The organism is Mesobacillus harenae (assembly GCF_013343715.1).
Classification (GTDB): domain Bacteria; phylum Bacillota; class Bacilli; order Bacillales; family Cytobacillaceae; genus Mesobacillus_A; species Mesobacillus_A harenae.
The window spans coordinates 82,051-104,029 of sequence record NZ_JABUNR010000015.1 but is presented as its reverse complement, the minus strand read 5'-3'; the positions used below and the strand labels follow the sequence as shown (position 1 = coordinate 104,029).

At 37.8% G+C, this 21,979-nt stretch carries 21 protein-coding genes; 3 read left to right on the top strand and 18 right to left on the bottom strand.

The window, feature by feature from the left end:
- From wzy to HRJ06_RS17825, 16 genes are all read right to left on the bottom strand, one after another.
- A complete protein-coding gene (gene wzy, locus HRJ06_RS17900) occupies positions 1–1,455 on the bottom strand; it encodes an O-antigen polysaccharide polymerase Wzy (protein WP_174734331.1) in 1,455 nt (484 codons plus the stop codon).
- Positions 1,448–2,563: a glycosyltransferase family 1 protein gene (locus tag HRJ06_RS17895; protein WP_174734330.1), complete on the bottom strand. Its 1,116-nt coding sequence runs from the start codon at positions 2,561–2,563 to the stop codon at positions 1,448–1,450. The genes wzy and HRJ06_RS17895 overlap by 8 nt, the downstream gene beginning before the upstream one ends.
- Positions 2,560–3,474, bottom strand: a complete 915-nt coding sequence (locus HRJ06_RS17890) for a glycosyltransferase family 2 protein (protein WP_174734329.1) — start codon at positions 3,472–3,474, stop codon at positions 2,560–2,562. Before HRJ06_RS17890 ends, HRJ06_RS17895 begins: the two co-directional genes overlap by 4 nt.
- 2 nt (positions 3,475–3,476) lie before the next feature.
- Positions 3,477–4,583, bottom strand: a complete 1,107-nt coding sequence (locus HRJ06_RS17885) for a glycosyltransferase family 1 protein (protein WP_174734328.1) — start codon at positions 4,581–4,583, stop codon at positions 3,477–3,479.
- Positions 4,583–5,965, bottom strand: coding sequence for a phenylacetate--CoA ligase family protein (locus HRJ06_RS17880; RefSeq protein WP_174734327.1), 1,383 nt, complete (start codon positions 5,963–5,965; stop codon positions 4,583–4,585). Before HRJ06_RS17880 ends, HRJ06_RS17885 begins: the two co-directional genes overlap by 1 nt.
- A complete protein-coding gene (locus tag HRJ06_RS17875) occupies positions 5,966–6,940 on the bottom strand; it encodes an SDR family oxidoreductase (protein WP_174734326.1) in 975 nt (324 codons plus the stop codon). It lies immediately after the preceding gene.
- A 2-nt stretch (positions 6,941–6,942) separates the two neighbouring features.
- Positions 6,943–8,325 carry a nucleotide sugar dehydrogenase gene (locus tag HRJ06_RS17870; RefSeq protein ID WP_174734325.1) on the bottom strand — a complete coding sequence of 461 codons (1,383 nt, stop codon included), beginning with the start codon at positions 8,323–8,325 and terminating at the stop codon, positions 6,943–6,945.
- An 18-nt stretch (positions 8,326–8,343) separates the two neighbouring features.
- On the bottom strand, positions 8,344–9,450 hold the full coding sequence (locus HRJ06_RS17865; protein WP_174734324.1) for a glycosyltransferase family 4 protein: 1,107 nt from the start codon (positions 9,448–9,450) through the stop codon (positions 8,344–8,346).
- Positions 9,451–9,473: 23 nt separating this feature from the next.
- Positions 9,474–10,373: an SDR family oxidoreductase gene (locus HRJ06_RS17860; protein ID WP_174734323.1), complete on the bottom strand. Its 900-nt coding sequence runs from the start codon at positions 10,371–10,373 to the stop codon at positions 9,474–9,476.
- A gap of 28 nt (positions 10,374–10,401) precedes the next feature.
- Positions 10,402–11,031 (bottom strand): sugar transferase, encoded by a 630-nt coding sequence (locus HRJ06_RS17855; protein ID WP_174734322.1) that lies wholly within the window; start codon positions 11,029–11,031, stop codon positions 10,402–10,404.
- A 498-nt stretch (positions 11,032–11,529) separates the two neighbouring features.
- Positions 11,530–11,745 (bottom strand): type II secretion system protein, encoded by a 216-nt coding sequence (locus HRJ06_RS17850; protein ID WP_174734321.1) that lies wholly within the window; start codon positions 11,743–11,745, stop codon positions 11,530–11,532.
- 146 nt (positions 11,746–11,891) lie between these two features.
- Positions 11,892–12,773, bottom strand: coding sequence for a UTP--glucose-1-phosphate uridylyltransferase GalU (gene galU / locus HRJ06_RS17845; RefSeq protein ID WP_174734320.1), 882 nt, complete (start codon positions 12,771–12,773; stop codon positions 11,892–11,894).
- An 81-nt stretch (positions 12,774–12,854) separates the two neighbouring features.
- Positions 12,855–14,675: a nucleoside-diphosphate sugar epimerase/dehydratase gene (locus HRJ06_RS17840; protein WP_174734319.1), complete on the bottom strand. Its 1,821-nt coding sequence runs from the start codon at positions 14,673–14,675 to the stop codon at positions 12,855–12,857.
- Between the two features lie 316 nt (positions 14,676–14,991).
- A complete protein-coding gene (locus HRJ06_RS17835) occupies positions 14,992–15,756 on the bottom strand; it encodes a tyrosine-protein phosphatase (RefSeq protein ID WP_174734318.1) in 765 nt (254 codons plus the stop codon).
- Between the two features lie 216 nt (positions 15,757–15,972).
- Positions 15,973–16,677: a CpsD/CapB family tyrosine-protein kinase gene (locus HRJ06_RS17830; RefSeq protein ID WP_174734317.1), complete on the bottom strand. Its 705-nt coding sequence runs from the start codon at positions 16,675–16,677 to the stop codon at positions 15,973–15,975.
- On the bottom strand, positions 16,670–17,419 hold the full coding sequence (locus HRJ06_RS17825) for a YveK family protein (protein WP_174734316.1): 750 nt from the start codon (positions 17,417–17,419) through the stop codon (positions 16,670–16,672). The genes HRJ06_RS17830 and HRJ06_RS17825 overlap by 8 nt, the downstream gene beginning before the upstream one ends.
- A gap of 208 nt (positions 17,420–17,627) precedes the next feature.
- On the opposite strand from HRJ06_RS17825, the gene HRJ06_RS17820 reads away from it, so the two are divergent.
- From HRJ06_RS17820 to HRJ06_RS17815, 3 genes are read left to right on the top strand one after another with little or no spacing between them, the layout of a single operon-like run.
- On the top strand, positions 17,628–18,413 hold the full coding sequence (locus HRJ06_RS17820) for an SGNH/GDSL hydrolase family protein (RefSeq protein ID WP_174734315.1): 786 nt from the start codon (positions 17,628–17,630) through the stop codon (positions 18,411–18,413).
- 36 nt (positions 18,414–18,449) lie between these two features.
- Positions 18,450–19,190 (top strand): M14 family zinc carboxypeptidase, encoded by a 741-nt coding sequence (locus HRJ06_RS23360; RefSeq protein ID WP_242035288.1) that lies wholly within the window; start codon positions 18,450–18,452, stop codon positions 19,188–19,190.
- Complete coding sequence (locus HRJ06_RS17815) at positions 19,126–20,334, top strand: hypothetical protein (RefSeq protein WP_242035287.1); 1,209 nt, start codon at positions 19,126–19,128, stop codon at positions 20,332–20,334. Before HRJ06_RS23360 ends, HRJ06_RS17815 begins: the two co-directional genes overlap by 65 nt.
- A gap of 39 nt (positions 20,335–20,373) precedes the next feature.
- Here HRJ06_RS17815 and HRJ06_RS17810 read toward each other — a convergent pair whose 3' ends face one another.
- Both HRJ06_RS17810 and HRJ06_RS17805 read right to left on the bottom strand, forming a co-directional pair.
- Entirely contained in the window at positions 20,374–21,273 is a 900-nt protein-coding gene (locus tag HRJ06_RS17810) for an NAD-dependent epimerase/dehydratase family protein (protein WP_174734314.1), read from the bottom strand.
- A gap of 240 nt (positions 21,274–21,513) precedes the next feature.
- Complete coding sequence (locus HRJ06_RS17805; protein WP_174734313.1) at positions 21,514–21,837, bottom strand: AbrB/MazE/SpoVT family DNA-binding domain-containing protein; 324 nt, start codon at positions 21,835–21,837, stop codon at positions 21,514–21,516.
- Positions 21,838–21,979 lie beyond the last annotated feature (142 nt).

Below are 21,979 nucleotides of genomic sequence, written 5' to 3'. Positions count from 1 at the left end.
CTATCTTTTCCTTCCTCCAGCAAGTTCAAATAACTTAATCAACACCATTGGTATAATTATTCCATAAAAGATATTTCTTACTGATAATAAAAGCGGAGATCGTGCTGTCATTAAAAGATAATAAACTAATATGGCAATATATGCGTTTCTAACAACTTTGCCCTCACTAATAATCACGTTATTAAATATCCGCACAAGAATACCACCCCAAATTGGCATTAACAATAAACCAAACCATCCAAAATTATAGTAAGTCTCTGCAATTAATGAATATCCCGGTCCATAATTAATGTTCAGTTGGTTCATGAGCCAGACATCTAGAGCAGCGTAATTTGCAAAAGAAAATCCACCTAATAATAGGCTTGGTATTACTGCAAGAAAACTAGATAAATATGAGAAACCATAAGCGAAATCAATATTTTCAGGAATAAGTCTCATTGTTTCAATAAGGGGGTATATACTATAACCTAATTCGCTAATGAATGTAATGATAAAGTTCTCTTCCCCTATATTTTTAAAAAATATATTAAGAAATTCAGTGAATGTCTTATCACTTGTTCCTCTGTATTGTATGATTGTAACCGATAGGGCCATAATAAATATCCCTAGAATTACTAATAAAAGATTTTTTTTCCCTTTAAATGGGGAAACCTGGACATGATATAACCATAAAAAACTTATAAGTAAAATTAGGGCTAAACTTCTAACACCCGTTAAAAAACTCAATAATATATTAATTACAACTAAGGAAATAACAAAGTAACGTGCTATCTTAGATTTTCTATTAACAGAAAAAAACAAATATAACCCTGGAATGAAGAATATTTCTAATGAACTGATAATATTATTAACTGATGAAGAGTCATTCGCATTATTATACAGCGCTCCATAACCACTAGTAAGTGAAACTATAGCATTGTTAATTAAATTACTATAATAAATAGGTGCTGAAATTAGTAATAGGATTACACTAGTAATCAATACTGCACTTTTATTTCTCTTATTAGTAAAAATTTCGCTTTGGGAAAAGTTTGTAATAAAAGAATTCTTTTGTGTATATAATAAAGCTGCCAATTGGAATAATCCAAACCCCAAAACTGTATAAACTATTGGACCAATTAGAGCCTTATAATCGAACCAACTTAATACTGTTCTATCAATATTAATATTTAAAGCATTTAAAAATAGCAAACCTAACCAATAGAAATATGCAACTAGTACATAGATAATATAAGCGTTAAATACGGAATTAGTTCTTTTTATAAAAGTAAAAGTGCTTAATAATAACAAAAAAATTGATAGCCAACCCCAAGACTTAATCACAAATTCTGAATTGTACACTAAGGGTTGATACAATAAACATATAACACCATATATAATACATATTAGTAATAAAAACACATAATATATTAATGCGATATTCGCTTTTGCTATTGGTTTATTTGTATCAGTCATAGTAAATCTCACTCACTAGTCTAACGGATTCCTCTATTGCATATCCTCTATTTTTTATACTTTCGTTAATTATATTTTTATCTACCCTTTCTTTTTTACTTGACTCTATTATTTTTTTAACCCAAACTTCTTTTGACTCTTCTAAAGATAAAAACACAACTAAATCTACCCCAAAGTCAGATTCTATTGATATATTATTAGATACTACACATGATAATCCCGCCGCTTGTGCCTCCACAAGGGTAACTGGCAATCCTTCAAACAATGAAGGCATAAGTAAGACATCAAAAACATTCATTAAAGTTGATATATCTGAGCGGTTTCCTAAAAACAGAATATTATTATCTACACCTAAATCCCTTGAATATTCGATACATTCTTCCATCAATTCACCTTCACCAGCAAACAGCATTTTAAAGTTAATACCCTTTTCCTTTAATTTACTAGCAATTTCTAATGAAAATTTATGATTTTTAGTTTCTTTAAACGAGCCTACCTGTCCAATGATTAATGTATTATTCAATAAAGATAATGTTTTCTTTGTCTTTTGTATGTTATTTTCAGCCACTGTATATTGACTTAGATCAATTGCATTAGGTAATAACTTTGTATTTCTCAAATAATTGCTCCCGAACAAAAACCTCCCCGCATCATCTCCACACATTAAATAATGCGTACTATACTTCTTGATTAAGGACTTCATTATTGTATTGTATATATTTCTCTTAAATGTTGACTTTCGTGGATCAACTGTCGTATGAGAATGTGCTATTCTAATAGGAACACCCGCTTTTTTTGCAGCATACATCACAACTCCTATAGACAAAGATGTATGGGCATGGATAGCCTCTATGGACTGGGCCTTAATTAGATGTTTCAATTTACTAATGAGTCCTATAGCACCCAATTCTTTAATATTATTTATTCTGTGTATAATACCATCTAGGCTCTTAATCTCTTCATCAAAATAACAAGTTTCATCAGTATAATATAAAAAGTGGAACTGAAACTTTTCCCTATCGATATTTCTAAATATATTCATTAGCATCGTTTCAGCACCACCACAATTCATAGTACTGACTACCTGTAAAACGTTTATTTTGCTCATTTCTTAGCTCCCTGAAATTTATCTAAAAATTGTACTCTAAATCTGATATAAATATTTAATAACGTTCCGGGAATTAAAGAAAATAATGTCATTATTTTCTTTGGTGAATCTCTATAAAATTCTTTGTTATGTTCAAATATACTACTACTTACATAATGTATACATGATAAAAAACGTTTTTTTAATGTTGCCCCATAAACCATATTGATTTTTCTTGCATATGAGAATCCTTTTGGACTTTCAATATACTGCTTAAAAATTGTATTGCTAGAACCTGTATCCTGGTATTCTACATAACATAACACTTCATTCAGAATTAATAATTTATAATCTTGGTCTATTAAAGTATATTTAACACCAAGAGGTACAAGTCGTTCACCTTTATATTCAGGATAATCTTGATATCTTTTTATAACATCTGTCCTATATACAAGTTTTTTATCCCCTTTTCCTCCAGTAGCATAATAACTTGATAGAGTTGTATCTTTTAAATTATCAGGAAACCCTTTACCAATTAACCGGCCATCTAAAGTAGCATCCAATCCTACTAAACCCGCATAAGTTTCATCCCCATATTTCTCCCAAAATGTTAAGATTGTATCAATTGCATTCTCAGCTATTTGATCGTCTGAATCTATGCAGATATTAAGTTCAGTGCTAATATTATTATAGGCAGTATTGTGTGCTGTATGCATACCACCATTCTCTTTATATATATATTGTATTTGTATAATATCTTCATTAATCCATTGTTCAACTAGTTCTCTAGTATTATCTGATGAACCATCATCAATTATTAACCATATAAATTCTTTACATGTTTGATTACATAAACTTTTATATGTTCTATTTATTGTATGAGCTCTATTATATGTGGGGGTAAACACAGTTATCCTTGTTTTACTTACCATAGCTACTCCTTCCAATGCTCCAAATAAAACCTTTGAATCCACATAGATGTAGCTTCAATATCATAACCTTTTGATTTTATCTGCTCATAAGTGTTTTTTCTATTATAGCCAGTAGTATATTTTAATATCTTTTCAGCCCATTTTTCTTTCGAGTCCTGTAAGGAGATTGATTCAATTAAGTTTGTTAAATAGGCATCTTGTGGAATGGTGTCCGATACAATAGTGTGTAACCCTGCTGCTTGCGCTTCTATACTGACGATGCCTAAACCTTCATATAATGATGGAAATAAAAACAAATCCATTGCTTGAAGTAGATCAGGAATATCTGATCTCACTCCCGTAAAAATTACCGAATCAATCAGCCCTAACTCTTTGATTCTTTTTTCAATAAAAGGTCGTAACTCTCCATCTCCTACTAACAATAATATTGAATTATTGTATTTATCATGGACAGCATTAAAAATATCAATTAAAAAAAGGTGGTTTTTTTGAGTTTGAAACCTCCCTATATGACCTATTACAAACTTATCTTCAATCTTTAGTTCTTTCCTTTTAAGTGTTCTTATTTGTTCAGAGAATACATACTTTTTTGCATCTATAGCATTATTAAGAACTTGTGATTCATTACTTCTCTTGCCGTACATCCACTTTGCTGCTGACTCAGAGCATGCAAATAAATAGTCAGCTATATATCGTAAAGGATATCTCATTAAAAATTTAATATATGACTTTAATGTATGTTCTCCACCAGCAATATGGCTGTGACCTATTGTTAATCTGTTTAGTGATTTTGCAATCGATAAATAAATAAATGCTGGGGAGGTATGATGTCCATGAATTATCTTCCATTCTGGATGTTGGGAGATTAACTTCTCCCATTCTCTTTTATAGAAGTAATAGTTAGTTATTTTATATCTTGGTACTCTATAAATACGTCCTCCTAAACTTTTTATTTCTGCCTCATATGAATAACTTTCATCTCGATCATTAACAACAAAGTCAAATTGAATTTTATTTCTATCAATTTTCCTATATATATTCATTATCATCGCCTCAGCTCCACCTCTGTCTAGGCTAGCTAAAACATGTAATATCCTTAAGGGTTTCATTACATCACACCGTTTATCTTAACATTATTTTTTATCATTCTAAATTTTCCACTTCTCTCTCTAGGTATCTCATTAACATGGTTAATAATTATATTTGTGGCTTCACCAAATTTGTGCATAAACTCATCTTTCAATAGATCATCATACTCAGGTTTATATAGGTTTTGATCTACTTCAAGGTTAATAGTTATCTCATCAACTTTTTCTTGAATGGTTTGAGCTCTTATTAATGCGTTAGGCATGTTTTTAAATAAGTTTGCAACATTTCCGCCATTTATCTTTGCGCCTTCTGCGGTATATAAAAAATCCAGTCGACGACCTTGTATTTCCTTAACAGTAGTCAATTCATTACCGCAGTTACAGCTTTCACTTGTCTTATCACAAATCACTGCATCTCCAATACGATAACGAATTAATGGTGTACCATGAGTAGTAAAACTAGTGACTAACACCTCAGAGTTATCCTTTTCAAAATGTTCAAACACTCCTGATACTAATTCCATGTGTAATGTCTGATTTGCACATTCTGTAATAAAGGGTGCACCTTCACTCGAGGCATACTGATCATAAACCTTACACTTAAACACTCTCTCTAATAGTTCTCTTCCTGACTTAGTTAATGTTTCTGATGTTGGAAATATTGCAACGGGTTTAAACTTTAACTTAATATTATGACGTTCGATATATCCTGCAATATCACACATTGACATAAAAAAGCCATCTATTGCGTCAGGTTTAAATTCGTTCAATGATTCTACATAATATTTCATATTTTCTTCAGTAAGATGAAACGAAGAGTAAATCATTTGTTTACAAGCAACATTATATCTCCAAAAAACTTTTTTCCTTTGAGTGGGAGGAATTATGTGCTTCCCATTAAAAGTTGCACGTTTCATTTTTCTATGTTCAAAACCAACACGTCTTTTAAAGTGATCCAGAATAGCCATTCTTTTCATCATATCTTCCTGGCTGAATAAAACCACAAGTGACTTTCCTGTAGTGCCTCCCGTATGTCCTTCTACAGCCTCTTTTTGGCTTAAGGTAACTACATCCTTAATATTTTCTCTTAACATTTCCTTATCAACTATAGGTAATTTCTTAAGATCATTAATATTATGAATAGAATTAATATCAATATCCTTATATAAATCTCTATAAAACTTGCTATTATCTACTGCAAACTTAATAAAGTTTACTAGTTCTTTATGTTGGAAATCCAATTGTTCTTTCAAATTTAATTTATCAAATTCTGATAGGAATTTTAAATATTCACAATATACTTTCCCATAACGTTCCTTGTTACGCTGATAACCTGAGATTGACACCATCATATTTTGGAAAAATATTGGCGATTTATCATATATTTTCTCGAGTAGTCCCATTTATAAATTCTCCTTATACCACTGTATAGCAGCCGTAATGCCCCTCTCAAAACCCCAGTCTGGATAATATCCTAGAAAATCTTTTGCTTTACTAATATCAGCATTACTATGCTTAATGTCACCTTTACGATCTGGTCCAAATATCGGCTGAATATCTTTTCCTAATGCATTCAACAAATAGGTATAGATATCAATTAAAAACTCTCTTCCACCATAAGCAATATTATAGGCCTGTCCAGCCGCTTCATGGGATGCATTACAAGCCTTCAAGTTTGCCTCAATCACATTCTCGATATAAGTAAAATCTCTACTCTGCTTTCCATCACCATTAATAGTTGGTTGCTCATCATTAAGTAACTGTTTAATGAATTTTGGAATTACTGCTGCATAAGCACCATTAGGATCTTGTCTTCTACCAAACACATTAAAATAACGCATACCATAAGTATCAAGTCCATATAACTTTGTATAGATTTTTCCATACTCTTCATCTACTTTTTTGGTAAGTGCATAAGGTGATAATACATTGCCCTCTCTTCCCTCTTTTTTCGGAAGATTTGGCTCGTCACCATACACTGAAGAACTAGAAGCATAGACAAATTTCTTTACACCTGCTTGCCTTGCTGCTTCCATCATATATAGTGTACCTTTTATGTTTACCTCTTCATAAAACAAAGGCATCTCAATACTTCTTGGAACACTCCCCCATGCAGCTTGATTTAAAACATAATCGATTCCTTCACAAGCTTTCATACATGTTTCAAGATCACGAATATCTCCCTCGATAAATTCGTAATTAGGATTATCTAAAAACTCTTCTACATTTTCCTTTTTACCAGTTGAAAAATTATCTATCCCTCTAACTTTATAGCCTAAATTAAGTATTGCTTCTACTAAATTAGAACCAATAAAACCTGCTGAGCCAGTAACTAAGAATTTACTTTCATCTGGAAATTTTATATTTTCATACCCCAATGTTATAGCCTCCAATAAATAAATCCAGTATCTTCTGCTTCTTTTCTATTAAACATTCCTTTAAGGTCCATAAGAACACAATCTTTTCTATCATTTTCTATATCAAACTCAGAAGTTGCAGCTACTTCATTCATAGCTTCTAAATTTACATATCCAATTGGCCCAAACATCATCCTTACATCTTCCAATTGAATATCTTTAAATTCATCGTGTGGAACTGCAAAGATTATTGCATCCATTTCTTTTATATCTTCTATTTCACAAAGATTAATCCTATATTCACGCCATAAATCTTCTTTGTCAGCTTGAGGATCTACAACTTTAACGTCTACTCCGTACTCTTCTAATTCTTTTATTACGTCGACTACTTTTGTATTCCTGACATCGGGACAGTTCTCTTTAAACGTAACACCAAATATAGCTACTTTCGCACCATTTATTTGCTTATTAGCTTTAATCATTTTCTTTACCGTATTTTCGGCAACATATTTACCCATATCATCGTTTATTTTTCTTCCCGAAAGTATAATTTGGGAATGGTAACCCATTTGCTCTGCTTTATATGTTAAGTAGTATGGGTCAACCCCTATACAGTGGCCACCAACTAATCCTGGAGAAAAATTAAGGAAGTTCCATTTCGTTCCTGCTGCTTCAAGTACCGCTTTTGTATCAATTCCCATTTTATTAAATATAATAGAGAGTTCATTCATGAAAGCAATATTAATATCACGTTGTGAATTCTCTATGACCTTTGCAGCCTCCGCCACTTTAATACTTGCTGCTTTATGCACACCAGCTTCTACCACCAATTCATAAACCTTTGCTACATTATCTAAAGTCTCTTCATCTTGCCCTGCCACAACTTTTATAATAGTCTCTAGTCTATGAACTTTATCACCAGGGTTAATTCTCTCTGGTGAATAACCAACTTTAAAGTCTACACCACATTGTAGTCCTGATTCTTTCTCTAAAATTGGAACACAAATATCTTCAGTTACACCAGGATAAACTGTAGATTCAAAGACAACTATTGAGCCTATTGTCAAATTTCTACCCAAGGTGCGACTTGCTGATTCCACCGGTGTTAAATCAGGTGTATGATCATCTTTTACCGGAGTAGGCACGGCTACAATATGAAATTTCGCTTCCCTAAGACTTGCTTCATCTGATGTAAACTCAACTGTTGTGTTCTTAATTACTTCATTTCCTACTTCTTTTGTAGGATCTATACCACTTTTATAAAGTTCAACTTTTTGTTTATTTACGTCAAAGCCAATCACGTCAGCTTTTTTAGCAAAAGCAACAGCAATTGGCATACCAACATAACCAAGTCCAATTAATGAGATTTTCTCTTCTCTATTAACAATCTTCTCATATAATTTCATATTAAATTCTCCTTTATTTTATAAACCCATTGTCTGGATAATTGACTGATTAACAACCTTAACATCATATTTTTCTCTAGCAATCTTCTCGCTTTCTTGCCCCATGTTTTTGCATATCTCACGATTAGAAATCAAGTATTCCATCTTATTTGTTAACCCCTTGATATCCTTGACCTTTACTAAATATCCATTTAGTCCTTCGATAACTGTCTCCCTGCAACCGGGAGCATCACTGGTAATGATTGATCTCCCCATTGCCATGGCTTCTAATACTGTTTTTGGCGTACCTTCATGATATGATGGTAATACATAGGTACTACATTGAGAGATAAATGGTCTCACATCACTTTGTTCCCCAAAATATTCAATAACACCATTTTCTATATATGGCTTCAGCTCATCTGGTTTTAAGGCAGAAGGATTACTGTCATATGGGCCTACTAGTAAACAACGTACCTTAGGGTGTTTATCTTTAACTTCTCTACAAGCTTCTAAATATTCCATTATTCCTTTATCTTTAATAAGTCTACCAATATAGAGAAATGCTGGTTCTTCCGGAAATTGTGTTGGTTTGAATTTATCAAGATCTACTCCCGAACCATTAATTATTACCGTCATATTATCTTTTACTAAACCATTTTGAATAAATTCATTTTTATCATCTTGATTCTGAAAGAATACTTTCTTGCTACATTTGCAAGCAGCCCAGTATTCTACTTTCATTATTGTTTTTACTATTTTGTTTTTAAAACCTTCTCCCCTAAATATCGAACCAAGTCCAGCTATTAAAGGGTATACTTCAGAAACACCATTTAACTTTGCAGCTATACTTCCATAAACAACCGTTTTGGCTTGATATGCGAACACTTTATCAGGTTTTTCCTTTTTCATGAATGTATAAAGAAACCTTAAAGTTTTTAAGTCTTTGATTGGATTCATACCATTGCGTTCAACATATAGCTGCCTATAATCAATATTGTATTTTTCGAACTTTTCCTTCCATTCTGCTTCAGGCTCAGATCCTAATGCAATAACGGTATGACCATTTTCTATAAAGTCTTTCATCATATCCATACGGAACCAAAACAACGATGATGTATGGCTTGAAAGTACAGCTATTTTCATATTAATACTCCTACTCATTTTAGCTAGTTTCTATTTTTCTCTAGATACTCTTGAACTTCTATTTGTATTCCTTTTTCAAAAGTCATGGGATTATAACCGAAGTCACTAGTTGCACTATCGTGGGAATAGTTTCTGTCTTCTCCCATTCTCTGAACCCGTTCTATATAATCGATTCTTCGTAGTGTCAGAGTTTTAATAACTTTTGCCATCAGTACTCCTAAACTTAATGGTACACTGATGAAGACTGTTTTTTTATTAAGTTCTTTGCTTATTAAATTGAAAGTATCTATCATTCTAATAGGCCTTTCGCCAGATAGATCATAAGCGTCTCCATCAGACTTTACTGGAGACATTAATACAGTAAAAAACGCCTTCCCTAAATCTCTGGCATTCACTGGTTGAATTAAACTATTTCCACCGTTGATAACAGGCATGATTCTTAGTTTATCTATCATCTTAATAAACTTACTCATATTTCTATCACAGAGATCTCCATATATCATAGAAGGCCTTAAAATTGTAATTTTTGTCAGACATTTAGTATCGCTTTTTAGTTCGTTAATCTTTTGTTCTATTTTCTTATATCCTTCTGAGGCATACTTGAACTCCGAATAAATCCCTGTGGTGTGTACTAATATAGCCCTTTTTACTTTATTCTTAATAGCAGATTCAACAATCATTGGTGAATGGTGAATATTATAGATGTGCATTACCGTTTCTACACCATTCATCACACTACCGATAAAGTCTGGATCATCTAAATCTCCTACAACCTTTTCTATATTTAGGCCGCTTTTATCCAAAGGAGAAGTATTTGATGTTTCCCTAACAATACAACGAATAGAGCCTTCATATTTATTATCAATAAGTTCTTGTAAAAAGTATTTTCCCGTATGACCAGTGATTCCGGTGACTAAAAGCATTTCAACACCTCTATTAATCTATTTACTTTCATGAAGTTTCAGTCTCTTTAGTACTCGCAACTTCCTTCTTAACTCCGGTTCCACCTTCAACAACCCCGTCACTTTTCACTACACTAACGATGGTCCCGAGGAAGCACTTTACATCCATCCAGAGACTAATCTTCTCAACGTACTTCCCATCCAACTTCGCTTTCACTTCAATAGGAAGCTCGTCTCTACCATTAATCTGTGCCCAACCAGTTAATCCAGGTGGTACATCATTAGCACCATACTTATCCCGTTCAGCAATCAGGTCATACTGATTCCATAGTGCAGGTCTTGGCCCAATAATACTCATCTGTCCTACAAAAATATTCCAAATCTGCGGAAGCTCATCAAGTGAGGTTTTTCTCAAGAATTTACCCATCTTTGTGATATACTGCTCTGGATTTTCAAGCAAATGTGTTGGAGTATCCTTAGGTGTATCTATTCTCATAGTACGAAACTTCAATATATTAAAATGTGTTTTGTTGATCCCTACACGCTTTTGCTTAAATAAAACCGGTCCTCTTGAATCCATCTTAATAGCTATTATCAGAATGAAAAAAATGGGGGATAAGACAATAAGTCCTATTAAAGAAAGAATAATATCTATCAATCTTTTAACCTTTATATACATCCAGCTACACTCCTTAAAATTTGTTCTTTAGTAGATTAGGACTTCCTTGGAATCTTCAAAACTCCAATCAACTACTAAACCACTAAGATTGTTATCTACTACTGATAGCCACCTCGTAATATCTATTCAATCTACCATGCAAATACGAATTAGATATTTACTGTTTTAGCACTTCAAACCGAGTTTCTTCCTATTATATATACCATTCAATCAATCTATAAATCTCATTAAAATCGCCTCAAACCCTTATCCCGCAAGGTTTCTAGCCTTCAATCTAACCACGATACTCAGTTCCTCTATCATACTCAATCACTTAGATAAATTAAGTTTAAGCTACAAAAAGGCACTCCCCCTCCGCTTTCATCCTCATCTTCCGTTTCCTCTTCCTCCGCTTTCATCCTCATCTTCCGTTTCCTCTTCCTCCTCTTTTGAATGCACGCTGCAATGCACCTCTCCATCTTCATACCATGACTTGGACAAATCTCGCCTTCATATAAATCAAGATGCCCTTGAAAAAGTACATCTGACCAGGTATTCTAAATCTAGATAAGCTTCATACATTCTTTCGACTTCTTCCTGGTTAGCTAAGCAAACCTCACTCCTGGAATTCTCAATCACCGAAATTACAGATGGTACCGCTATTCCTGCCAAAATACCAAGAATAGCTATAACAGATATCAAGTCTATAAGAGTAAGTCCATTTGAATCCTTCATTTCATCTAATCCTCCCATTCTAGAATCATTGATTTCTTCTAAAATTTAATCTGGGAGCAATACATAACTTTATAACAAACTACTATCCACAAAAAAACAGCCCCCACCCATTACTAACCATCAGGTAGGAGCCTGCCTATCAACTTCTATTTAACCTTTGCCTTCTCCATCACACCATCCAAATACGATAGCAACTCTTCCCTCAACTCTGAATCCTGTAGCGCAAATTCAATCGTCGTTTTGACAAACCCGATCTTCTCCCCTACATCATACCGCTTGCCTTCAAAGTCATAAGCAAATACTCGCTGGATTTGATTCAGCTTCTGAATCGCATCGGTCAATTGGATTTCTCCGCCTGCTCCTTTTTCTTGCTGATCTAGGAACATAAAGATTTCCGGAGTCAAAATGTACCGGCCCATGATCGCCAGGTTAGATGGCGCTGTACCTGGTGCTGGCTTCTCTACAAAATTAGCAACTTGATATCTGCGTCCATCTTGCACTGAAGGATCAACAATCCCATATCGATGTGTCTCGTTATCCGGTACAGTCTGGACCCCAATCACGGATGCTAGTGTTTCTTCATACTGATTAATTAGCTGCTTTAAACACGGTGTATCGCTCTGAACAATATCATCTCCAAGGAGAACAGCGAATGGCTCATCACCGATAAAATTCCGTGCGCACCAGACAGCATGTCCTAATCCTTTTGGCTCTTTCTGGCGAATATAGTGAATATCTGCCAGGTTGGTCGAGTAGCGAACCTTATCCAACAGCTCCAGTTTGCCTTTTTCAATCAGGTTTTGCTCCAGCTCTGGCGCAAAGTCGAAATGGTCTTCGATGGCACGCTTGCCTTTTCCGGTTACGATGATAATATCTTCTATTCCGGATGCAATCGCTTCTTCGACAATGTATTGAATAGTTGGCTTATCAACAATCGGCAGCATCTCTTTTGGCATTGCTTTGGTAGCTGGCAGGAACCTTGTACCCAGTCCAGCTGCGGGGATGATAGCTTTCCGTACTTTTTTCATATCTAAGGGTCCTCCCTGAAAAAACCGCAAGGTTTCCAAATTCTTTTATTTAATGTTACAGCTGCTCCCTCTGTAACTTTTCTACTTCGCCACCAAATATATCTGATTGTCTCTCCGGTTAGCCAAGTTAATGACATATTCTTTCATCTCATTCGCATCCAAGCTATCAAACCGCTCCAGTAGGTAACTGATCTCAGCTTCCTGATCCAAAACCGCTTTTCCAATGAAGATCTTTGGAAAGATTGGCACTGGATGGATTTCTTTTTCGTTTAACAGCTCTTCGAACATCTTCTCTCCAGGCCGTAATCCGGAATAATTGATCCCGATTTCTTCTATAGTATAGCCCGACAGTTTGATCAGGTTTTTAGCGAGGTCGACAATCTTAACCGGCTCACCCATATCAAGCACAAATATCTCGCCGCCGCGCGCCAATGATCCAGCTTGAATCACAAGCCTGGATGCTTCTGGGATGGTCATGAAATAGCGCGTCATATCCTGATGGGTAACCGTAACCGGTCCGCCTGCCTGAATTTGCTTTTTAAATAACGGAATTACACTGCCACGGCTGCCGAGAACATTTCCGAACCGAACCGCCACAAATCGTGTGTTGCTTGTTTTATCCAATTGCTGAATGATCATCTCAGCAATCCGCTTGGTTGACCCCATTACATTCGTCGGATTAACTGCTTTATCGGAAGACACGAGCACGAAGGTAGCAACACCAAATGTATCAGCAGCTTCGGCCACATTCTTCGTTCCAAACACATTGTTCTTCACTGCTTCTTTTGGATTGTATTCCATTAATGGCACATGCTTATGAGCCGCAGCATGATAAACAACATCCGGTCTGTGCTCGTCCATCACTTCAAACATCCGCTCCCGATCCTGAACATCGCCAATCACCGGAACAATCTGAATGAACTCTCCATACTGGTTTTTCAATTCCATATCAATAAGATAAATGCTGTTTTCGCCATGTCCGACAAGGACAATTTTTTCAGGAGCGAACTTGCAGATCTGCCGGCAGATTTCTGAGCCGATTGAACCACCCGCTCCAGTGACAAGAATAGTTTTCCTAGAGACATACTCGGAAATACCCTCGATATCAAGCTCGACCGGCTCACGTCCTAAGAGATCTTCAACTTCAACATCACGGAAGGAACTAACCGGTACTTTCCCAAGCATTACATCTTCAATTCTCGGCATAATTTGTGTTCTCACTTTCGTTTTTGAGCATTCAGCAAAAATTGAATTTAATTCCGTTTTACTTAAAGAAGGAATCGCAATCACAATCAAATCAATCTGATATTTTTCAACAACTGCAACAAGATCCTTTGTTTTGCCGGCAATCGGCACGCCAAGAATATGAAGTTTATGTTTTCTTGAATCATCATCAATAAACGCCACAGGCTGTAAGCCAATCTCCTGGTTATTCAGCAGCTGCCTGACAACTAATGTCCCCGCCTGGCCGGCTCCGATGATTAACACCTTTTTCATATCTTTGTTTGATTTCATGTAGCTATCCCGGTATATACGCCATGCAAACCGTGAACCGCCAATCAATAACACATGCAGCATCCATGCCGTTACCAAAGCCCGCCCGTAAATCGGCAAACCTGCTAAGAACTGAAATACGGTTACAGTAGCAATCGAGAGCGTAACAGCCTTCGCAATTCCGGTTAGCTCGCCGATACTCGCATATTGCCACGCCTTGCTGTACAGCAGAAAAACAGAGGCGAAGAAATGATGAGTGATTAACAACACAAGACCACTTGCCAAAAGATTTTCATAGCTAAAGGTTTCAATTGACGGATGAAGGGGTATATAAGCTAAATAAATGGCAGAAAGAACGATTAATGAATCCAACCCTGCTAAGAACAACAACCGTTTACGGTAACTCATCCATATCCTCCTTATTAAATTAGTAGTCCAGTAAAAAAACTTTTACAAACTAAAATACATAGTCCAAAAATAAATATCTAATGAAAACACACGTGTCTTGACACGTGCTTTCATTAGATATTTATAATTATATGTAAAAGGGCATTAAACCCAACCTCACACCATACCAGCGACGACAAACGCGTCTAAGGCTTGCAAATTCTGCTTCCCACAGCATGGCCGAGTATCTCCTTTTATAACGGATAGGAGACATCACCGGTCAGTTTGGCTGACAAACCTTTGAAAGATTTTGCTATGCCAGTCTAGTAAAATAGTTCTAGAAAAGCCCTAAAAACTTTTTCTGTTTTACTCGTTGGGGTATTTCTTTGTAAACATTAAGCCCTTCTATTAAAAGCTCAGCATTCTCCTGAAACAAATACACCATATCCACTCCATAGCGTGAATCGATCATGTCAAACGCCTGCGCCATCTTGAAGGTGCGCTTTCTTACATTGTGGGCATCTGAGGCAATAAAATGCACCAGATTAGCTTCAATTAATTGGAAGCAGAATTTTGAGATATTTTTCCCAAAAACTCCGCTAATGCTTGAAGCTGTCAGCTGGGCAAGTGAGCCCTTTTTCACCAGGTTATACAAAAGCTCAGGACGTTCGATGATTTCCTGATTCCGTTCCGGATGAACAATTACTGGAACCAGACCTTTTAACTGCAGCTCATAAAGTAGCTGATCGGTATACCTTGGCACATGTCCTGACGGCAGTTCAATGAATACATACTGGGTTTGGTTTAAGGTTAAAACTTCCCCCAGCTCATAGTCCTTAAGCAATTCCCCGAAGATCGCCGGCTCCTGGCCAGGCAGCACCTTTAACGGAATTTTTTCCTCTTCAAGCCGTCTGTTCAGCGCCTGCGTTTTTTCAAGGATGATCGCAGCGGGATTATCGAACATACTGTTTTTATGATGAGGGGTTGCAATTATCGTGTGGATCCCTTCCTGGACCGCTCTTTGTGCCATTGCTAGGCTCTCATCCATATTCCTCGCCCCGTCATCAATCCCGGGCAAAATATGTGAGTGGATGTCAATCATCGCAATCCCTCATTTCCAGTAAAATGTAAATATACTAATTCCTTCTACCATCCTACCATCGGCTCATTTCTCGGTAAAGGGTGGTATTTTGTCGATAATTGTCGATTGAAGAAATATAGTGCATTATGCCCCTAGGTTTGCAGGGGTTCCGTCATAATAGTTAAACTTTACCAGACCAATCACCCAGTAAACAGTACCCATTTTGTCGGGTTTTGGTTATTTTGTATTCCCGTAGTAATAATAATAGTCCGAACTTTGTAGTTTTTTGTGGTTTAGTACAACACCTAAGAGCTTTGCTTTTGCCGCGACAAGTAGTTCTTTCGACTTACTTGCTTCTTCGATTTCCGTTTTTCCGCTATATGCAACGAGAATGACACCATCACACTGATTCGCGAGAACCTGGGCATCCGTTACAGCCAGCATCGGCGGCGTATCGAATACGATGATGTCGAATTTCTCTTTTACTTCTTCCAGAAACACACTCATCGCTTTGGATCCGAGCAATTCGGCTGGGTTGGGCGGTATTGGTCCGCTTGTCAGCACAAACAGATTGTCAATATCGGTTTTATTGAGCGACTTTTCCAAGGATACTTGCTTGGATAAGACGGTTGTTAATCCAAATGTGTTCGTCATGTTAAACGTGTAATGACTGGTCGGCTTTCTCAAGTCCGCATCGACTAACAGAACCCGCTTCTCTTGCTGCGCAAAAACAACGGCAACGTTGGAAGCTGTGGTTGACTTCCCTTCAGCCGGCCCAGGAGAAGTAACCATAATCGTTTTAACCTCTTCATCAACAGCCGAGAACTGGATATTCGTCCGGATTGTCCGGTATTGCTCTGAAATCGGTGACTTCGGGTCAAGTGCCGTAACGAGCTTCCGCTTTTGATCTCCCGCTGCTGTTTTCGGTGTTCTCTTAAACATCGGCCGACTCCCCTTTTCCTCTAGCCTTCCTGGCTGCTCTTCTAGATTTGATATCCTCAATTTGACTGGTGTCAATTACCGAAATCACACCAAGCACCGGCAAGCCCAGAACCTTTTCAATATCTTGCTGGTTCTTCACTGTATTATCAAAGTATTCTAATAGGAAAGCCAAACCAACTCCGGCCATCAAACCGACAACTAGTGCGATCGCGATGTTTAAGAGTGGCTGCGGCTTGATTGGCGACTGCCCTTCCGCAACTGTTGCTTTTGCGAGAATACTGACATTATCGACATTCATGATTTCGACAATTTCTTCTTGGAAGACGTTGGCGATTGTATTCGCGATGGTTGCTGCCTGGGCAGGCGACTCATCCTGAACTGATATATTTACCACCTGGGAATTTTGCTCGCTCGCAACCGTAACTTTACTGTTCAGAGCACCTGAAGTTATATCTAACTCTAAATCCTCAATAACGATATCAAGAATTCTCTGACTCTTAATAATCACGTTATATGTATTAATCAGCTGCAGGTTGGTTTGTACCTCACTGGGATTGTATATAGCTTGTTCATCTTTAGACTGGTTAACAAGAATTTGTGTTGATGCCTGATAGATCGGCGTTAAGAAATAAAAACTAACGGCCCCGCTTACTATGACTGCTGTAAGTGCAATCGCTACAATTAACACCATTCGTTTTCTCAGCGTCTGCAGCAGCTCTTTTAAACTTATTGTTTCTTCCATGAGTGCCTCCTGTTAATCTATTAAATTATCCTGTCAAATTATAGCACAAAAATTTGAATAAATTACCGATTATTAGCTTAATTTTGGTAAACTTGTCTATATACCCTTACGAACTTATTCTAAACCCCTTGGAACTCTATTAAAAGGTATTTTTACACATGGAATTATTTACAATTATTTGAAAGTCAAGGATGGTGCCTATTACATAATGAAAAATCTATTTATGGTATTACTGACGATTGCATGTGGGGTTATTTTACTGTTGGGAAATTTACATTGGAAAGAAAAAACGACCTTTTCAGGAGAAACGGTGAAGGCCGATGCCGAGAGCGGTTCTGGTGAGGAAGCGCTAGATGTATTTGCTGAGACCAATTCGCTGTATACCTTAACGGAAAATTGGCCTGAGGCGGCACGTGAAGCCTACCAGACTGCCCTTGAAGAGGAGCGTGTGTTCAAGATCGTGCTGATGGGGTCTCCGGCTATGGGTGTGGATGAAGGCGGCTGGTCCGTGACGGTTAAGGACGAGCTGGAGAATACATTTGGGGAAACAGTTGAGGTTCAGCTGAAAAGCTATGAAACGACGACGAGAGAGTTTGTCGATTCCGGTGGGCACGAGAAAATAGCCGCTGAAGAGCCGGACTTCCTTATATGGGAGCCATTCACCCTGACCGATAACGGAAAGGTCCGGATTGAGCATTCGCATGAATATATTAATGAAACGATTACAGCTGTTATCGCAGCAAACCCTGAAGCTGTAGTTGTGCTGCAGCCTCCCTACCCGCTATATCAGGCTAATTTTTACCCTGTTCAGGTGAATGCCCTGGAAAAGTACGCCGCAAAGATCGAGGTTCCCTATTTAAATCACTGGGAAGCCTGGCCAGATATGAATGACGAGGAATTGAAGAACTACTTAGCGGGCGAGCCAAGCGCACCAAATGAAATGGGCCACCAGGTGTGGGCTGATTACCTATTAGACTATTTAATTTCAGAGTAGGATAGTACGAGAGAGAGATTTTTAGGAGGAGAAACATTGCAAAAGGCTAAATTGCTGTTCATTGCTATTATTTTTTCATTATCTCAGTTCTTTTTCATCGGAGATGTCAGTGCTGCGAGTTCGACGATCGTTAATCCGAATCAAGTCTATTCCTACCATGATATGATCAATGACATTAATAAGCTTAAACAGAAATACCCTGATCTTGTTCACGTGAAAGTTGTCGGCAAATCGGAATATGGCCGCAATCTTTATGCGGTGTCGCTCGGCAAGGGGCCTGCAACTGTGTTTATCAACGGCTCCCACCATGCCAGGGAGTGGATGACAACTACTCTGAATATGGTAATGATCGAGCAATATGCAGCCGCTTACCAGAAGAATACGAAAATAAAAGGCTATGATGCTCGAAAAATCCTAAACTCGACAACGATTTGGTTTATGCCAATGATCAATCCTGATGGAGTCACGCTTCAGCAGGAAGGCTTAAAGGCGTTCCCGAAAAAGGATCATAAAGCGTTGATTAAGATGAACGCAGGCAGCAAAAACTTTAAGCGCTGGAAAGCAAACGGCAAGGGCGTCGATCTGAACCGTCAATACAATGCCGGCTGGAAAGCAATAAAAGGACCGACTGCTCCCTCTTATAAAAATTTTAAAGGCAAAACCCCAGAAAGCGCTGTTGAGGTAAAAGCAGTTTTAAAGCTGGTCGCCGAAATTGATCCAGAGATGGCGGTTGCCTATCATAGCAGCGGGCAAATTTTATACTGGAATTATACGTGACCATGTGTATGCAAAAAAAATCGGCAGCATGACCGGCTATCGTTTAGTCTATCCAGGCAAGAATCCGTCGGGTGGCGGTTTTACCGACTGGTTTATCGAAGCCAAGAAAAAGCCTGGCTTTACACCAGAAATTTCACGCTATGTGTATGAAACCAACCCGCCACTTTCTGAATGGTCTGGCGTCTGGAAACAAAATCAGGCCACCGGTTTATACACGGCCCAGGAAAGTGCGAAGCTATATGATGTGAAAATGAAGAAGGAAACCGATAAGCAGACGGCACAGCTGAAAACATTACAGACGAAGGCAGCCAAACTGCAAACAACATACCAAACGAATGTTAAAACCGTTAGTGATTTAAAAGTGACGAAAACATTTAAAGATCAATACCATTCTGTTGTAGCAGAAACTAAAAAGCTATCTGCTAGGTCCGCAAAGCTTCCGGCGAAATACCGCAGCAAGCTGAATGGCTACTATACTAGCATTAACACGTATACTGCCCGAGCTAAGCTGTTTATGGATGGAGTAGCTGCAGGTGATAAGCTTGTGAAGCAAACGGTTGATCTTGAAAACCGCTTTAAGGCTGGTAAGCTTGATCAAACAACGATCAATGCTCAGAAGCAGCTGAACACGTCAGTTACCGCTACACAGGAAACTTTGAATAAAATGTATGGCATCAATGTCCGCACTTTGGCCGGGAATAAGTATACACAGCCGGCGAAGGTGATCGTTCAGAACACTGGCTACGAAATTCAGCGGTATAGCTTGACGCTTGTTATTGAGAAGCAGGCTGCCAATGGAGATGCAGCCGGCGTAAGGGCTAACCTTGATAAGCTGACTGCGCTTGAAAACACGAGCAAAGCAGCAAAGGCAAAGAACCCAAGCCAGTTTAAAACATACTCTTTGATTGAGAAGCTGTTATTGGATAAGAAAATGGCAATTTTAGCGAAGCTGGCGGAACTAGAGAAGCCGGTTCCAGAACCGGAGCCGATCCCTGAACCTGAAACAGAGCCACTTCCGGATCCTGAGCCAGAGATAGCACCAGAGCCGGAGCCGGAAACGGAGCAGCCTGCTGGTGAAGAGCCTGGGGTAGAACAACCTAGTTCTCCTGTTGAAGATGAAACAGAAGTAACGCCAGCAGCATAAGGTAAAGCCGGACCATTTAATTGGTCCGGCTTTCTTCTTTTATATATTAGCTAAAGATAGCTGGTCCTCCGGCAATGCCTTGAGTGACCCATCCTTGTTCAAGACATTCCGCCATGTGTAGCGCGGTTCATAGCCGAGGATTTCCTTGGCCTTGTCGATTGACATCAGGGTTTCATACCCTTTTACATCCCTCTTCATCGCTACATCCGGGAAGTACTTTTTGACTAAATCCTGACTGAGGTCAGGCATGATTGTATCCGGTGCAGTTATATGGAAAATTTGATTCCCGAGATTATTCTTTTCTACCGCAAGCAGACAGGCATAGGCAGCGTCCCTGACATCACAATATGCCCAGGCATTTTTCTTTTGAATATCCTTTTGCTTTTCAGTCCAGTGCATGCCAGGAATTTTTTCATACTCATCAGGTTCGTAAATGTTCGCAAAACGCAGTGCAACGACCTGGGTTTTAACAAGCTTATGATACATTTCCGAAAGATTTTCAGTCAGACGCTTCGCCATGGCATAGGATGACTTCACAACCGTTGGCGACTCTTCGTCAACAGGAAGGTAACTTAGCTGATCCCCTTTGAACGGATACCCGAGCACCGTTTCACTAGAAGCCCAAACCAGCTTCGGAATTTTGAGATCCTTGCACGCCTCGAGAATATTAAAATTAACAAGCATATTGTTCTCAAAGATCGCCTGTGAGGTATTTCTTACATCCGTTGGAATGTTCCCATGATGGACGACCGCATCACAGCCCGCTAACAGCTGACAAACCTGGCCATAATCACGGAGTTCAGCCTGAATGAATTTCTTCGATGCTGATTCTTCCCGCAATTTTTTATCCGAGCCTGTCACCTCATGACCCGCTTCGAGTAATGTTCTTACCGTCCATCGACCGATCTTCCCCGCTGCTCCTGTTACTACAATTTTCACTATTTCCGCCCCTTTTATGGTTAAGTAAAAGCTGAGCATCTGAATGAATGTCCGCAAAACATTGGCATGATGCTCACAATTTCTTGGTTAGAATACCCACGAGTGTTGCTTTTAAGATGTAGAAAATATTGGTGCTTTCCGCTTCACGCAAAGCCAAAAAGCCCAATGGGAACATTGAGCAGAGGGAATAGTTTATGTGTGGAATTCTTTAATGGCTTTAAAAATGTTTTCAGCAAAAATTTAATGAGACCTTTCGTCTTGTTCCGTTTCCAGTGCCACAACAAACTGTTTCTTATCGGGCTCTACATATAAACAATATTCATCTTCCTGGTTTAGATCGAGCTGACTTCTAATTTCTTTCGGAATGTTAACTCCGCCCTTTTCAGAAATATAGCGTTTATGATCAAAGGTGCGGTAGTCAGCTTTTTTAATGATAATATCATCGTTTTCCTTCACCACGTCCACATGCTCACCACACGAAAACCCAAATGCCCGTCGCCAGCGTACCGGAAGAAGGATCACACCAGATTTAGGAAAGTTACGGCATCTGTACATTAAACTCAATTTGTCTCACCTCCCTGTTTACCCTTTGCCTTTCTATGCGGCATTAAACTTAAAATTCAAGAAATAAGCCATTTTGCCTAACAGGTGGAAGCTTTTGAATATATTCAATATAGATAGAAGAAACTACCTATGAACTTATTTT

Bases quoted from the DNA above. Each gene is read 5' to 3' on its own strand.
- HRJ06_RS17890 (WP_174734329.1), bottom strand. From the start codon at position 3,474: ATGGTAAGTAAAACAAGGATAACTGTGTTTACCCCCACATATAATAGA.
- HRJ06_RS17825 (WP_174734316.1), bottom strand. From the start codon at position 17,419: ATGGAAGAAACAATAAGTTTAAAAGAGCTGCTGCAGACGCTGAGAAAA.
- galU (WP_174734320.1), bottom strand. From the start codon at position 12,773: ATGAAAAAAGTACGGAAAGCTATCATCCCCGCAGCTGGACTGGGTACA.
- HRJ06_RS17840 (WP_174734319.1), bottom strand. From the start codon at position 14,675: ATGAGTTACCGTAAACGGTTGTTGTTCTTAGCAGGGTTGGATTCATTA.
- wzy (WP_174734331.1), bottom strand. From the start codon at position 1,455: ATGACTGATACAAATAAACCAATAGCAAAAGCGAATATCGCATTAATA.
- HRJ06_RS17885 (WP_174734328.1), bottom strand. From the start codon at position 4,583: ATGAAACCCTTAAGGATATTACATGTTTTAGCTAGCCTAGACAGAGGT.
- HRJ06_RS17830 (WP_174734317.1), bottom strand. From the start codon at position 16,677: ATGTTTAAGAGAACACCGAAAACAGCAGCGGGAGATCAAAAGCGGAAG.
- HRJ06_RS17880 (WP_174734327.1), bottom strand. From the start codon at position 5,965: ATGGGACTACTCGAGAAAATATATGATAAATCGCCAATATTTTTCCAA.
- HRJ06_RS17865 (WP_174734324.1), bottom strand. From the start codon at position 9,450: ATGAAAATAGCTGTACTTTCAAGCCATACATCATCGTTGTTTTGGTTC.
- HRJ06_RS17835 (WP_174734318.1), bottom strand. From the start codon at position 15,756: ATGATTGACATCCACTCACATATTTTGCCCGGGATTGATGACGGGGCG.
- HRJ06_RS17860 (WP_174734323.1), bottom strand. From the start codon at position 10,373: ATGCTTTTAGTCACCGGAATCACTGGTCATACGGGAAAATACTTTTTA.
- HRJ06_RS17850 (WP_174734321.1), bottom strand. From the start codon at position 11,745: ATGAAGGATTCAAATGGACTTACTCTTATAGACTTGATATCTGTTATA.
- HRJ06_RS17895 (WP_174734330.1), bottom strand. From the start codon at position 2,563: ATGAGCAAAATAAACGTTTTACAGGTAGTCAGTACTATGAATTGTGGT.
- HRJ06_RS17870 (WP_174734325.1), bottom strand. From the start codon at position 8,325: ATGAAATTATATGAGAAGATTGTTAATAGAGAAGAGAAAATCTCATTA.
- HRJ06_RS17820 (WP_174734315.1), top strand. From the start codon at position 17,628: ATGAAAAATCTATTTATGGTATTACTGACGATTGCATGTGGGGTTATT.
- HRJ06_RS17855 (WP_174734322.1), bottom strand. From the start codon at position 11,031: ATGTATATAAAGGTTAAAAGATTGATAGATATTATTCTTTCTTTAATA.